The sequence below is a fragment of the Pseudomonas baetica genome, assembly GCF_051216495.1.
Taxonomy (GTDB): domain Bacteria; phylum Pseudomonadota; class Gammaproteobacteria; order Pseudomonadales; family Pseudomonadaceae; genus Aquipseudomonas; species Aquipseudomonas baetica_B.
On sequence record NZ_JBPKAM010000138.1, the window covers coordinates 1 to 13,383 of the forward strand.

Below are 13,383 nucleotides of genomic sequence, written 5' to 3' on the forward strand. Positions count from 1 at the left end.
CCCCCCCCCCCCCCCCCCCCCTCTCTCCCCCCCCTTTCCGCATCCCCCCCACTCTCATCTCACCCCCCCCCCCCCCCCCCCCCCCCCCCCCCCCCCCCCCCCCCCCCCCCCCCCCCCCCCCCCACAGGGGGATGTCAGTGGTTTTGGGGGGCGGGCTCGGCGGGCAAGGGGCTTGCAGGCGTGCTGTTCAACCAGTTCGCCAGCAACCGTGTCGACAGTGGAATGAAAAAATAGACCATCAACGGCGTCAGGCACAGGGTGCTGATGAGCACGCGAGGCATCAGCGACAGGTCGCCCAGCAACGGCCCCAGTACGAAGTTGAACAGCAGTGACACCGGAAAGAACGCCAGCCAGATCGCCACCGCTTGCTTCCAGCGAGGCGGGCGTTGGCCGGCAGCGCCGAACCAGCCTTCGATGCCGCTGACCCGATGCTCCGTCGGATGGGCGAACAAATCACTGCCTCGTGCCAGCCACGCAGTGCGCGACGCGGAGTGCTCCCAGGCATGCAGGGTCTGTTCGTCGGCAAAGCGGAAGATGATCTGGAATTCGTCATCGTCGGGCGGTGGTGCCAGCACGCCGGAGCCGAGATAACCGGGGAAGTCTGTGGCCAATTGTTCGCCTTCGCGCAGCCAGGCGATCAGGTCCTGATAACGCCCGTTGGCGACACGGCGAGCAACCATCAGTGTGACGGGTGAGGTAGACATTCTGTATCTCCGTAAAACAAATGCGTCGCTCCGGGTAGGAGTTTCGCCAGGCGCAGCGCCGGGGTAGTGGGCTGCGTCTCGTGATAAGCAAGGATTATTCCTGAATCTGCCCCCTCGTGCCTGTGACATTTATCGTTTGATCACAGTATTGAATTTTTACGGAATCTTTACGGGGCAGGGGAGCTAGAATATGACTCGAACTTACATGGATGTTGATACCCGATGCCCATACTGACCGACGCTGAGTCGCCTTCGCTCTCCCTCGAACGGGAAGAGCTCTTTCCCATTCGCGAGGTGTCACGGCTGACCGGCGTCAATCCGGTTACCCTTCGCGCGTGGGAACGGCGTTACGGCCTGATCGTGCCGACACGCACCGAAAGTGGGCATCGCCTGTACTCCATGACCGATATCGAGCGTGTCCACAGTATTCTCGACTGGATCGAGCGCGGCGTAGCCGTCAGCAAAGTCGGCAAGATCCTGGCCAAGGCGGCGCCGCTAGAGGCGCTGTCGCACATCATCACCAACGACCTTGTGCAAGCCGACTATGTGCAATGGCAGCAGCAGGTCCAGACCGCCGTCAGTGCCTTTGACGATGTTCTGCTGGAACAGATCTACGGGCAGATTTTTTCCACGTACTCCCAGACCGTTGTGTTCCAGGACATCCTTGTCCCGCTCTGGAAACAACTGCTGCAACGCCAGGATTCATTTGGCCGGACCAGCGAGTGGTTGTTCCTGGATGGTTTTCTGCGGTCACGGGTGTTGCAGCGCTTGCTCTTGATCCGTGACAAGCAACCGCAGCGAGTCATCGTCAGTGCTTTGGCAGGACAGTGTCGGGAGCTTGAGTTGCTGATTGCTGCGCTGTTCCTGAGCAGCGGACAAACCGGTGTGCGTGTGTTGACCATCGGTCAGCCATTCGACGAATTGACGCTGGTCTGCGAAAGGATCAAACCCCAGGCGCTGGTGCTGTTTTCCAACCATGTCCCCACCCCCGAATTGCCACGACGCCTGAATCGCCTGGCGATGAGCCTGGAGTGTCCGGTGTTGTTGGCCGGCGATGCGTCGGATCTGGCACAGGAAAGCCTCGCCGGCTCTTCGATTGGCTGCCTGGGTAACGAAGGCACAGTGATGCGCCAGCGACTGAAGCAGTTTCTGGCGGGCAACCTGGATACTTGAAGTCAGAGATGCAGGGCGGGATGGGTCAACCGGTGCTGCTGCAGAATGTACTGGCGCAGGCGTTCGGTTTCATCCTTGTCGCTCTGGTTCAACTGGTAGGCGTAGAAGCCGTTCTCGGTTTCTTTCTCGAGCGTGCCGCGCAAGGCAATTCGCTCGTAGCCTGACGGGCTGAACCACAAGGCGAAATGTTTTGGCGCCTTGGTCTTGTTGCGAACCTCCAGCAACACGCCCTTGCACGACACTTCATGCACCCACATCGTGCCAGGCTGGCCGTTGGCGTTTTCAAGCGCTACCGGCTCGTCGAGCACCAATCGCCATGGCCGAACCAGCGGCCCGTCTTCATAGATGCTGGGAACGCCCAGTCGCAGATGCAACGCATGGAACTCGTCTTCCACCAGGTGCAAGGGGAAGGTCATTTGCTGGTTTTCGAAACTGGCGTGAATGGTGACTTGCTCATGCGCAGCCAGACGCGTGAGCAAGTCACGGATTTGCGAACCGCCATTGACGAGCAGACTTGACGTTGCATCCCGCACATTGAGTTGCGGGTTGTGTTGCATGGTCTGGATGAAGTCCAGCTCATCCTGGGTCAGGAGTGCGTCGCGTTGCATGGCTAGCTCGAAAGGAATAGTTACAAAGTCATTGGTGATTGTAGTTAATGACAATTAATTCGTTGATTTGTTTGTACCGTTCGTCGCCTTGAGTGCGGCAAGTTCCGCCTGAACATCGGCCAACTGCGCTTCAAGCTGCGCAACCCGCTGCTGGGCCTTGACCTGTATGGTCACGTCTTTCTGCACGCCGATGAAATAAACCTGCCCGTCATTCGGATTTTTCACTGTCGAAAGGGACAGTTCGTTCCAGAACGGAGTGCCGTCCTTGCGGTAATTGCGCAGGATCTCCCGGCACGATCCTTCGCCGTTCAATGCGTCACGAATCTTCGGCAGCGCCTCCTGATCACGGTCCCCGGATTGCAGGAAGCGGCAATCCTGATAGAGGATTTCTTCGCTGGTGTAACCGGTCAGGCGTTCGAACGCCGGGTTGACGTAAATCAGGATGTTGTCCTGTTCTCCTTCCTTTTCGGCAATCACGATGCCGTCGTTGGAGGCGTTGATGGCCAGTTGCAGCAATTTGGCGTTGATCATCGGTAAAACCCTTCCTTGTTGGCTGTCTGAGGCATTCTAAAAGAACAATACTGACCGTGCTGTTAATATCCCGGTCTTTTACTCAGGTTCAGGATTCAGATTGATGAAAGTCGCCATCATTTCCGGCTCGGTGTACGGCACGGCTGAAGAAGTCGCCCGCCATGCCGCGAGCCTTTTGAAAGCCGCCGGTTTCGAACCCTCCTATAACCCCCGAGCAAGCCTTGCCGATATTCAGGCGTTTGGGCCCGAAGCTTTTCTGGCCGTGACGTCGACCACCGGCATGGGCGAACTGCCAGATAACGTGCAGCCGCTGTACTTCGCGATTCGCGACCAGTTGCCGGCGGCCTGGCGTGGCTTGCCGGGGGCGGTGATCGCGCTGGGCGATGCGAGCTATGGCGATACCTTCTGTGGCGGTGGCGAGCTGATGCACGAGCTGTTCGGTGAGCTGGGCATCCGTGAAGTCCTGCCGATGCTGCGCCTGGACGCCAGCGAAAGCGTGAACCCGGAGGCGGATGCCGAGCCCTGGCTGGCGGAGCTGGTCGACGCTCTGCGTGGCTGACTTACCTGCCCTGAGGCGTTCGCTCAGGGCTCGTCATGGTTCTGGCGGGGCGGCGCAATGCACGCTCCCCACCTTCTCTGGCGGCGGCCATTTGACATGGATCCATTCTTCTCTGGCTGCTGACTCGTTCGGCCATCAAGCTGGCTGCCAATGCAACTACGCGATTCCTCTGGGCTGACTAGACTCGATAGTCATTGGAAACACTCCATAATAAAAACCAGAGGTTCCTAGTCGTGAGCGTAGCCCCCGTTCAATCGCCACACAGTGTCAAAGACCTTGTCAGCGCCGCCGAATGGCAAACCCGAGTCGACCTTGCCGCCTGTTATCGCCTCGTCGCCCAACATGGCTGGGATGATCTGATTTTCACCCACATCTCCGCCAAAGTGCCGGGTACTGAAGACTTCTTGATCAACCCGTTCGGGCTGATGTTTCATGAAATCACCGCGTCGAGCCTGGTCAAGGTCGATCAGGCCGGCAACAAACTGATGGACAGCCCCTACGAGATCAACCCGGCCGGGTATACCATCCACAGCGCGGTGCATGAAGTCCGTCACGATGTCGCCTGCGTTCTGCACACCCACACAGCGTCCGGCGTTGCGGTCTCGGCACAGAAGCAAGGCATATTGCCGATCAGCCAGCAGTCGCTGTTCGTCCTGTCGAGCCTTTCATATCACGCTTACGAAGGCGTGGCGCTTAACCACGAGGAGAAGGCACGGCTGCAAGCCGACCTCGGGGATAACAACTTCCTGATGCTGCACAACCACGGTCTGCTGACCTGTGGCAGCACCATTGCCGACACCTTCCTGATGATGTTCACCTTCCAGCGCGCCTGCGATATCCAGGTCATGGCGCAAAACGGTGGCACGGAACTGATTGCCATCGAGCCGCAGATTCTGGCGGGAGCCAAGGCCATGATCGCCGGCGTCACCAAAAGTGCTCAAGGCATGGGCGGAGCGTTGGCCTGGCCAGCGTTGCTGCGCAAACTCGATAAACAAGACCCGGGATACAAACTCTGATGGCACTCGCCGAGATTCCCTTGTCGGTTTGGCGCAAACGCAGCCAGACATTCGTGTTCCGTGACCAGACCATCCGTTACTGGTCGGCGGGGCAGGGTGAGCCGCTGCTGCTCATCCACGGCTTTCCGAGCGCCAGTTGGGACTGGCATTACCTGTGGCAGCCGCTGACCCAGCGCTATCGCGTGATCGCCTGCGACATGCTCGGCTTCGGCGATTCGGCCAAACCGGTGAACCACGAATACAGCTTGCTGGAACAGGCCGATCTGCAACAGGCGCTGCTGGAACATTTGAATGTCGAGCAACCGGTGCACCTGCTGGCCCACGACTATGGCGATAGCGTGGCCCAGGAGTTGTTGGCCCGGCACTACGACTCACACATCAATATCGCCAGCTGCGTATTCCTCAATGGCGGATTGTTCCCGGAAACCCATCGTCCGGTCCTGATGCAAAAACTGCTACTCAGTCCGTTGGGCTGGATGATCGGTCGCGCGTTCAGCCGTGACGGCCTGGTGGAAAGTTTCCGCCAAATCTTCGGCCCGAAGACCCGTCCCACTGAAAGCGAGATGGATGACTTCTGGAGTCTGATCGAGAGCAATCACGGCCCGCGGATCATGCACAAATTGATCACTTATATTCCCGAGCGGCGAGCGCAGCGCGAGCGTTGGGTCGGTGCAATGCAGCGCGGCGAAGTGCCGCTGCGCGTGATCGATGGCGAGGTCGACCCGATCTCGGGGGCGCACATGGTTGCCCGTTACCGGGAGCTGATTCCCGATCCCGATGCGGTGTTGTTGAGCGATATCGGTCACTACCCACAGATCGAGGCACCGTGCCAGGTGCTCAAGCACTACCTGGCGTTTCGCGATGGCTTGATGTTGCCGCCGCTGAAGGTGGCGTGTTCCTGACGGTGCGACGATTACCTGTGGCGATGGGATTTATCTGTGGCGAGGGGATTCATCCCCGTTGGGCTGCGCAGCACCCCCAAAACCATACAATGAGGTGCGACAGGTAAAGCCGGTTTGCATGGTTTACGACTGCTGCGCAGCCGAGCGGGGATGAATCCCCTCGCCACAGAGTTTGTACTCACCCTCAATTATCCCCCAGCCTTATCGCGCACCATTCAGCCCCCCCGCTGTTCATTGTGACCCGCAGCGCCGTGCCTGAAACTCGAAGGCAATGTCCCTGGCCTGCTGGAGTTCTCCATGAATGATTCTGTGCGTTTCGAAGATAAAGTCGTGATCATCACCGGTGCAGGTGGCGGCCTGGGACGGGCGCACGCACTGCTGTTCGCCAAACAGGGCGCCAAAGTGCTGGTCAACGACCTCGGTGGATCGACCCAGGGCGAAGGCGCCAACGCGTCGGCGGCGGATCGTGTGGTGGCGGAAATTCGCGAGGCTGGCGGCACCGCCGTGGCCAACCACGACTCGGTCACCGACGGCGACAAGCTGGTGCAGCATGCCATGGACGCCTTTGGTCGCGTCGACGTCGTGGTCAACAACGCCGGGATCTTGCGCGACAAGACCTTCCATAAAATGGAAGATGCCGACTGGGACCTGGTCTACCGCGTCCATGTCGAAGGCGCCTACAAAGTCACCCGCGCCGCCTGGCCGCACATGCGCGAGCAAAACTACGGCCGGGTGATCTTCACCGCGTCCACCTCGGGCATCTACGGCAACTTCGGCCAATCCAACTACGGCATGGCCAAGCTCGGCCTTTACGGCCTGACCCGCACCCTGGCCCTCGAAGGCCGCAAGAACAACATCCTGGTCAACGCCATCGCCCCCACCGGCGGCACCCGCATGACCGAAGGCCTGATCCCGCCGCAAGTATTCGAACAACTCAAGCCGGAACTGGTCAGCCCGCTGGTGGTGTACCTGGCCAGCGAAAACTGCCAGGACACCTCTGGTTTATTTGAAGTGGGTGGCGGCTGGATGGGCAAGGTGCGCTGGGAGCGCAGCCTCGGCGTCGGCTTCGACCCGCGGGCCGGGTTCTCCCCGGAGGACGTGGCAGCGAATTGGTCGCAGATTTGTGATTTCGAGGGGGCAGCTCATCCGAAGGACAACATTGAAGCGCTGAAGGAAATGATGGGGAATTTGCAGAAGTATTCGCTCTGATCGCGCCTCATCCGGCAGGTCTTGTTCGAGTCCTGCCATCCCTCCTCTTTGCCCGCTCCCCACAAAACCATCGCCCATAAAAAAGGCCGCTGCAAACGCAGCGGCCAAAGCAAGACGTTGGATCCAGGAGCTACAAATCAACGTCGGTGTACACGGGGCGATGACTCGAAACCTTCGAATCATCTGAAATCTGTCGCGAACGGCGAGGGCAGGTCATCTGCCGTTGCTGAGCGCTTTCAGGCTGTTTTCCGTGAAAGCCCGGCAAGAATAAGTCTTTGCCGGCAAAGGAAAAACAGCGAATCCAGACATGCACTGTTACTGGGCATGTAACAGTCGAATGCGCTGAAGGCTCATTCACTGTAGCAGTTGTCTGTAGGAGCTGCCGCAGGCTGCGATCTTTTGATCTTGCCTTTCAAAGATCGCAGCCTCGCTTCACTCGACAGCTCCTACACAGGCCCTGCACAGCTGAGGCTTATCGCGCCCATGCGTTCTGCTGATGGCCCGCTATCGCGGTCATCCATATCCCGCGCAAAACCCTGTTCCAAGCGCCCGGTAATCCTTTGGAGGTACACCACGAATACCTCCTTGGTGCGCTTATCGACCCCCTCGAGCGGCAGTAGGGTGAGGCCTTCTGTCACTCACCGGGGAAGACGCATGACAAAAACAACAATGCGCGCCATCTTCACACCGCAGGCGCTGGCCGTTGCGGTTGCCATGGGCTGCTGTGCCCAGGCGCAGGCGGTATCGTTCAACATTGGGGAAATCGAGGGCACGTTCGACTCTTCGCTGTCGGTGGGCGCGAGCTGGGGCATGCGTGATGCGGATAAATCGCTGGTGGGTATCCCCAATGGCGGCAGTGGGCAGGCGTCGACCGGTGACGACGGGCGCCTGAACTTCAAGAAAGGCGAAACCTTTTCGAAAATCTTCAAGGGCATCCACGACCTCGAACTGAAGTACGGCGACACCGGCGTGTTTGTCCGTGGCAAATACTGGTACGACTTCGAGTTGAAGGACGAGGACCGAGAGTTCAAGCCGATCAGCGATCACAATCGCAAGGAAGGCGCCAAGTCCTCGGGCGGGCAGATCCTCGATGCGTTTGTCTATCACAACTACTCCCTCGGTGAGCTACCCGGCACGGTGCGTGCGGGCAAGCAAGTGGTCAGTTGGGGGGAAAGTACGTTCATCGGCAACTCGATCAACAGCATCAACCCGGTCGACGTTTCCGCGTTCCGCCGTCCCGGTGCCGAGATCAAGGAAGGCCTGATTCCGGTCAACATGCTGTTTGCGTCCCAGGGCCTGACGGACAAGTTGACGGTCGAAGGCTTCTATCAACTGGAGTGGGACCAGACCGTCGTCGACAACTGCGGCACCTTCTTCGGCAACGATGTGGTGGCCGACGGATGCAACAAGAACTACACCGTCGCCAGCCCGGCCATTGCACCGTTGCAGCCGATTGCCGCGGCATTTGGCCAGGGCTTCGAGGTTACCCGCGAAGGCGTGGTCGTTCCCCGCGGTCAGGACCGCGATGCCCGGGATTCGGGGCAGTGGGGCACGGCGTTGCGCTGGTTGGGAGATGACACCGAGTACGGTCTGTACTTCATGAATTATCACAGCCGCACACCCAACGTCGGCACCACGACCGCCGGGCTCTCCACGCTGGCGAGCATTCCGGGGATTGTCGCTGCGGCCAACCGTATCGCGCCCGGCACGGGCTCAGGTCTTGCGCAAAGCGTGATGCTCGGTCGCGGCCAGTACTACCTCGAATACCCGGAAGACATTCGCCTTTACGGTGCGAGCTTCTCCACCACCTTGCCCACCGGCACGGCGTGGACCGGCGAGATCAGCTATCGCCCCAACGCCCCCGTACAGGTCAACACCAACGACCTGACCCTGGCGATGCTCAACCCGATCGCCGGCGGCGCGGCATCGCCTATCGCGACCACGCCCGGCGCCGACAACAAGGGCTATCGGCGCAAGGAAGTGACGCAGGTCCAGAGTACCCTCACGCACTTCATCGACCAGTTCGCGGGCGCGGATCGTTTGACGTTGGTGGGCGAAGCGGCGGTGGTGCACGTCGGTGGCCTGGAGGCCCGCAGCAAGTTGCGCTATGGCCGCGACTCGGTGTACGGCCAGTATGGTTTCGGCGGTGATACCGACGGTTTCGTGACCTCGACCTCGTGGGGTTATCGCGCCCGGGCGATCCTCGATTACAACAACGTGATCGCCGGGATCAACTTCCGGCCCAACCTGTCGTGGTCCCACGACGTCGCGGGGTACGGCCCCAACGGTCTGTTCAACGAGGGCGCCAAGGCCGTCAGCCTCGGTGTCGATGCGGACTACCGCAACACCTACACCGCAAGCCTCAGTTACACCGACTTCTTCGGTGGCGACTACAACACGCTCGAGGACCGCGACTTCGTGGCGTTGAGCTTTGGCGTGAACTTCTGACCTGTCTCGAGAAGGATGATTTCCATGCGCAAGATGATTCTGCAATGCGGGGTCCTGGCCCTCGGTCTGTTGGCCGCCAACGTGATGGCCGCGGTGTCACCGGAAGAAGCGAACAAACTGGGCACCAGCCTTACGCCGCTGGGGGCCGAGAAGGCCGGGAACGCCGACGGCTCGATTCCGCCGTGGACCGGCGGCATCCCGAAAAATGCTGGCGCGGTGGACAGCAAGGGGTTCCTCGCCGATCCATTCGCCAATGAAAAACCGCTTTTTATCATCACGGCGGCGACGGTCGACAAGTACAAAGACAAGCTCTCTGACGGGCAGATTGCGATGTTCAAGCGCTACCCGGAAACCTACAAAATTCCGGTGTATCCGACTCACCGTACCGCCGCATTGCCACCGGAAATCTATGAATCGGCCAAGCGTAGCGCGTTGAACGTTATCCCGACGAACGACGGCAACGGCCTGGCCAATTTCACCGGCAATCGCTACTACGCCTTTCCGATTCCGAAGAACGGCGTCGAGGTGATCTGGAACCACATCACCCGGTATCACGGCGGCAATCTGCGTCGCACCATCACCCAGGCCACGCCGCAGTCCAATGGCGACTTCACCGTCATCCGCTTCAAGGACGAAGTGGCCGTGCCTTCGCTGCTGGGGGACTTGAAACCGGGCAGCGATGACAACGTACTCAACTATTTCAAGCAGGAAGTGACGGCACCAGCGCGGCTGGCGGGTAACGTGCTGCTGGTTCACGAGACCCTCGATCAGGTCCAGGAGCCGCGCAAGGCGTGGATCTACAACGCCGGGCAGCGACGTGTGCGGCGTGCCCCGCAAGTGGCGTATGACGGCGTGGGGACTTCGTCAGACGGTCTGCGCACCACCGACAACTTCGACATGTTCTCCGGTGCGCCGGATCGTTACGACTGGAAACTGATCGGCAAGAAGGAAATGTACATCCCGTACAACAGCTACAAACTCGACTCGCCGGACCTGAAATACACCGATGTGATCAAGGCCGGCCATATCAACCAGGACCTGACCCGCTATGAGTTGCACCGGGTCTGGGAAGTCGTCGCCACGGTCAAGCCCAACGAGCGGCACGTGTACGCCAAGCGCCACATGTATATCGACGAAGACACCTGGCAGGTGGCACTGGCCGATCACTATGACGGTCGCGGCCAGCTCTGGCGAGTGGCCGAAGGGCATGCGCAGTTCTACTACGATCATCAGGTGCCGGCTTATACGGTCGAAGCCCTGTATGACCTGATTGCCGGTCGCTACATCGCGCTGGGGATGAAGAACGAGGAGAAGCGCAGCTTCGAATTCAACATCGCGGCAAAAGCCGGGGACTACACGCCGGCCGCCCTGCGGAGCACGGGTGTGAGGTAATCGTCCTACAGGCACCTACACAAAAAGGTGACCTCGCGGTCACCTTTTTTATGGCTGTTGATCAGCCCGCTGAATACTTCTTCAACAAGCGCTCCAGAGAGGGCTAGGGTGGCGCCACAACTATAAAAAGGCGCACCACTATGACTGCCATGACGACGTGTCTGGACCGTCCTGGACTTCTGCCTCGTTTGTCTTCCCATCACCTGTCTCGTGAGCGACTGGTCGAGCCGTTGCTGACTTCCACGGCCCGGGTGAAATTGCTCTGTGCACCGGCCGGCAGCGGCAAGAGCCTATTGCTCACCGAGTGCCTGTTGCGCGCACCGGCGCATTGCCGGGTGTATTGGCTTCCACTGGCGGGCGAGCCGTTGAGTGCTGCCGATTTCCGGCAACGGTTGGCGCAGGCGTTGGGTCTGGCTTCATCCGATGAGCCTGCATTGCTGGAACACCTGGCCCGTTTGCAGGTGCCAACCTGGCTGTTTATCGATGATTACAGCCGCGTCCCCCACCCCGAACTCGATCGTTTGCTGGACCGTTTACTCGCGGTCAGAAGCCCTTCGTTGAGTTGGTGGCTGGGCTCACGGCGACGTCCGTCCTGCAACTGGCCGCGGCTGTTGCTCGATGATGAGTTGTACGAGTGCGACGGGCCTGCGCTGGCGTTTACCGAGGGTGATGTCGAGCAATTACTGGGTCATGTCGAGGCGTCGCGAGCAGCCAGCGTCGCCCGAAGAATCATTCAACGCAGCGGTGGCTGGTGTGCGGGCGTACGCATCGCCCTGCTCGACGGTTGTCCGTGGGCTGCCGAACAGGACAAGCCGGGGCGTTCGGCGATGCTGCTCGATTATTTACAGCATGAGTTGTTCAACACTTTGCCGCCGGATCTGGTAGAGGCGTGGCAGGTACTGGCTCACTTGCCACGCTTCAATGCCGGCCTGTGTGAGCATCTGTTCGGCGCCGGTGAAGGGGCAAAGGCGTTGCAGACCTTGCAGGACATGGGGTGTTTCATCGAGCCCTGGGAGGACTCCGTGGATTGGCTGCGCGTGTTCGTGCCACTGGCTCAGGCCATGCGCGACGAACAGGGGTCTGCAGGTCGGTCCTGGCATCGGCGCGCCTGCCAATGGTTCTGCGCCGAAGAAGACTGGCAGGGGGCATTCGAGCAAGCCTTACTGGCCGAAGAGTTCGAGGTCGCCGTCAGCTTGTTGCAGCACTTCAGTCTTGAGCATCTGTTCCGGCGCGAGAATGCACGCCTGTTACTGAATCTGCATGAGCGTCAGGATCAAGCGCTGACCCTTGGTACGCCGCAATTGGTCGGACTTATCACTGCGGCGCTATTGTTTGCCGGACGTTTCGATCAGGCCGCGGTGTGCATCGAGCAAATGGCGCGGTTCGCACCGCAACCGACGGCCGCTTTGCAGCAGCAACTCCTGGCGCGCTGGCAGGCGCAGCAAGGCTGGTTGTTGCATTTGCAGGGGCGCATGGAGACGGCTCGCGGGCACTTTGTCGAGGCGTTGGCCGAGTTGGACGCGGACGCCTGGCCGGCACGCCTGTTGTGCCTGTCCGGGTTGACCCAGCAGGCGCTGCTCAGCGCCGAGCTCGATGCTGCACAGGCCTTGAACCGCGAGGCATTGTGTCTGGCGCGAGCGCAAGGTTCGTTGCTGTTCGAAGGCTTGCTTGAACTTGATCATGCGCAATTGCTGGAGCAGCGCGGCGCTCCCCGGCGCGCCGAAAGTCTGTTGGCCGATGTGCATGGGTTGTTGTGTCAACAGGCTGATCGTCCGACGCCGCTGCTTGGACGGATTGCATTGCGGCGCGGGCATTTGGCGCTGTGCCAAGGACAGGATGAGGTGGCCGCTGAATGTTTGCGCAGTGGTCTTCAGGACTGTTTGCACAGTCAGGACAAGCGCGCGTTGTACGGCTTTCTCGGTCAAGCCCAGGTGGCGGCCAATAGTCGGGATTACGCTCACGCATTTGATCGCTTGCGCGATGCCGAACGATTGATGCAACAGCGGCAGATTCCCGACACGGTGTATCGCGGCGTTCTGCTGCAAATCAGCAGTCACTTTTGGTTGCAGCAAGGCAGACCGCAATTGGCCTATGAAACCTTGACCCGCGTGGTGCGTCACTACCGTGGACCCCAGGCGCGACAGGCGCCCCCGGCCACCGTGACGCTGATCGCGCGGGTCGAGTACTTGCTGGTGCTCGCCGAAACCCATTTGCAGCGGGCCAGGCAACCGCTGGAGCGACTCAAGGTGCTGCTCGAACACGCACAACAACATGCAATGCTGGCGCTGGAAACGGAATTGCAATTTGCCCTCTGCGAAGTGGCGGACATGATCGGCGAACCTGAATTGGCGAGGTTAGCGTTACGGGCGGGGCTGGAATTGGTGAGGCGCTGCCATTTACAGCAGCCCTTGCGCGAACTGCGGCTTCGTCAGCCGACATTACTCTGTCGCCTTGGGATGGACGATGAGCCGGCGGCGACCCTTGAAGACAATCCGTTGAGCGTGCGGGAACTGGAGGTGCTCGGCTTGATCGCCCAGGGCAATTCCAATCAACAGATCGCCGAGCAGTTGTTTATTTCACTGCATACGGTGAAAACCCACGCGCGGCGAATTCATAGCAAGTTGGGCGTTGAGCGGCGCACACAAGCCGTGGCCACGGCGAAGAGGCTGGGTTTGATTGCCCAAGGGTAGGGGCTTAGCCCGTTGCGGTTCACTTTTTTGTGCCAGCGATAAATGTGTCATTGCCGAACCCTTGTGGGGGGGGGGGGGGGGGGGGGGGGGGGGTCGAAGCCCGCAAACGCAGGGTTTTGCGCACCAATTTTCTGAGCAGGATCGTTCCCCC

At 60.0% G+C, this 13,383-nt stretch carries 11 protein-coding genes; 8 read left to right on the plus strand and 3 right to left on the minus strand.

Annotated elements, in window-relative coordinates; translation table 11 throughout:
- Positions 1-134: 134 nt before the first annotated feature.
- On the minus strand, positions 135-704 hold the full coding sequence (locus tag ACSFE6_RS28595) for an antibiotic biosynthesis monooxygenase (protein WP_435430740.1): 570 nt from the start codon (positions 702-704) through the stop codon (positions 135-137).
- Positions 705-926: 222 nt separating this feature from the next.
- On the opposite strand from ACSFE6_RS28595, the gene ACSFE6_RS28600 reads away from it, so the two are divergent.
- Positions 927-1,877 carry a MerR family transcriptional regulator gene (locus ACSFE6_RS28600; protein ID WP_435430741.1) on the plus strand — a complete coding sequence of 317 codons (951 nt, stop codon included), beginning with the start codon at positions 927-929 and terminating at the stop codon, positions 1,875-1,877.
- A 2-nt stretch (positions 1,878-1,879) separates the two neighbouring features.
- On the opposite strand, the gene ACSFE6_RS28605 is transcribed toward ACSFE6_RS28600, so the two are convergent.
- Together ACSFE6_RS28605 and ACSFE6_RS28610 are read right to left on the minus strand one after the other, a co-directional pair.
- A complete protein-coding gene (locus ACSFE6_RS28605) occupies positions 1,880-2,485 on the minus strand; it encodes a hypothetical protein (protein WP_435430742.1) in 606 nt (201 codons plus the stop codon).
- A gap of 54 nt (positions 2,486-2,539) precedes the next feature.
- Complete coding sequence (locus ACSFE6_RS28610; protein ID WP_435430743.1) at positions 2,540-3,016, minus strand: PAS domain-containing protein; 477 nt, start codon at positions 3,014-3,016, stop codon at positions 2,540-2,542.
- A gap of 103 nt (positions 3,017-3,119) precedes the next feature.
- Here ACSFE6_RS28610 and ACSFE6_RS28615 point away from each other — a divergent pair, with 103 nt between their 5' ends.
- The 7 genes from ACSFE6_RS28615 (at position 3,120) to ACSFE6_RS28645 (ending at position 13,232) form a co-directional block, all read left to right on the plus strand.
- Positions 3,120-3,575 (plus strand): flavodoxin, encoded by a 456-nt coding sequence (locus tag ACSFE6_RS28615; RefSeq protein WP_435430744.1) that lies wholly within the window; start codon positions 3,120-3,122, stop codon positions 3,573-3,575.
- A gap of 233 nt (positions 3,576-3,808) precedes the next feature.
- Positions 3,809-4,591, plus strand: coding sequence for a class II aldolase/adducin family protein (locus ACSFE6_RS28620; RefSeq protein ID WP_435430745.1), 783 nt, complete (start codon positions 3,809-3,811; stop codon positions 4,589-4,591).
- Positions 4,591-5,493 (plus strand): alpha/beta fold hydrolase, encoded by a 903-nt coding sequence (locus ACSFE6_RS28625; RefSeq protein ID WP_435430746.1) that lies wholly within the window; start codon positions 4,591-4,593, stop codon positions 5,491-5,493. The genes ACSFE6_RS28620 and ACSFE6_RS28625 overlap by 1 nt, the downstream gene beginning before the upstream one ends.
- 297 nt (positions 5,494-5,790) lie before the next feature.
- Positions 5,791-6,702 carry an SDR family oxidoreductase gene (locus tag ACSFE6_RS28630; protein WP_435430747.1) on the plus strand — a complete coding sequence of 304 codons (912 nt, stop codon included), beginning with the start codon at positions 5,791-5,793 and terminating at the stop codon, positions 6,700-6,702.
- 654 nt (positions 6,703-7,356) lie between these two features.
- A complete protein-coding gene (locus ACSFE6_RS28635; RefSeq protein ID WP_435430748.1) occupies positions 7,357-9,150 on the plus strand; it encodes a DUF1302 domain-containing protein in 1,794 nt (597 codons plus the stop codon).
- 24 nt (positions 9,151-9,174) lie between these two features.
- On the plus strand, positions 9,175-10,542 hold the full coding sequence (locus ACSFE6_RS28640; protein WP_435430749.1) for a DUF1329 domain-containing protein: 1,368 nt from the start codon (positions 9,175-9,177) through the stop codon (positions 10,540-10,542).
- A 140-nt stretch (positions 10,543-10,682) separates the two neighbouring features.
- Positions 10,683-13,232 carry a LuxR C-terminal-related transcriptional regulator gene (locus ACSFE6_RS28645; RefSeq protein ID WP_435430750.1) on the plus strand — a complete coding sequence of 850 codons (2,550 nt, stop codon included), beginning with the start codon at positions 10,683-10,685 and terminating at the stop codon, positions 13,230-13,232.
- The last annotated feature ends 151 nt before the right edge of the window (positions 13,233-13,383 follow it).

Bases quoted from the DNA above. Each gene is read 5' to 3' on its own strand.
- ACSFE6_RS28605 (WP_435430742.1), bottom strand. From the start codon at position 2,485: ATGCAACGCGACGCACTCCTGACCCAGGATGAGCTGGACTTCATCCAG.
- ACSFE6_RS28630 (WP_435430747.1), top strand. From the start codon at position 5,791: ATGAATGATTCTGTGCGTTTCGAAGATAAAGTCGTGATCATCACCGGT.
- ACSFE6_RS28595 (WP_435430740.1), bottom strand. From the start codon at position 704: ATGTCTACCTCACCCGTCACACTGATGGTTGCTCGCCGTGTCGCCAAC.
- ACSFE6_RS28600 (WP_435430741.1), top strand. From the start codon at position 927: ATGCCCATACTGACCGACGCTGAGTCGCCTTCGCTCTCCCTCGAACGG.
- ACSFE6_RS28610 (WP_435430743.1), bottom strand. From the start codon at position 3,016: ATGATCAACGCCAAATTGCTGCAACTGGCCATCAACGCCTCCAACGAC.
- ACSFE6_RS28645 (WP_435430750.1), top strand. From the start codon at position 10,683: ATGACTGCCATGACGACGTGTCTGGACCGTCCTGGACTTCTGCCTCGT.
- ACSFE6_RS28640 (WP_435430749.1), top strand. From the start codon at position 9,175: ATGCGCAAGATGATTCTGCAATGCGGGGTCCTGGCCCTCGGTCTGTTG.
- ACSFE6_RS28625 (WP_435430746.1), top strand. From the start codon at position 4,591: ATGGCACTCGCCGAGATTCCCTTGTCGGTTTGGCGCAAACGCAGCCAG.
- ACSFE6_RS28615 (WP_435430744.1), top strand. From the start codon at position 3,120: ATGAAAGTCGCCATCATTTCCGGCTCGGTGTACGGCACGGCTGAAGAA.
- ACSFE6_RS28635 (WP_435430748.1), top strand. From the start codon at position 7,357: ATGACAAAAACAACAATGCGCGCCATCTTCACACCGCAGGCGCTGGCC.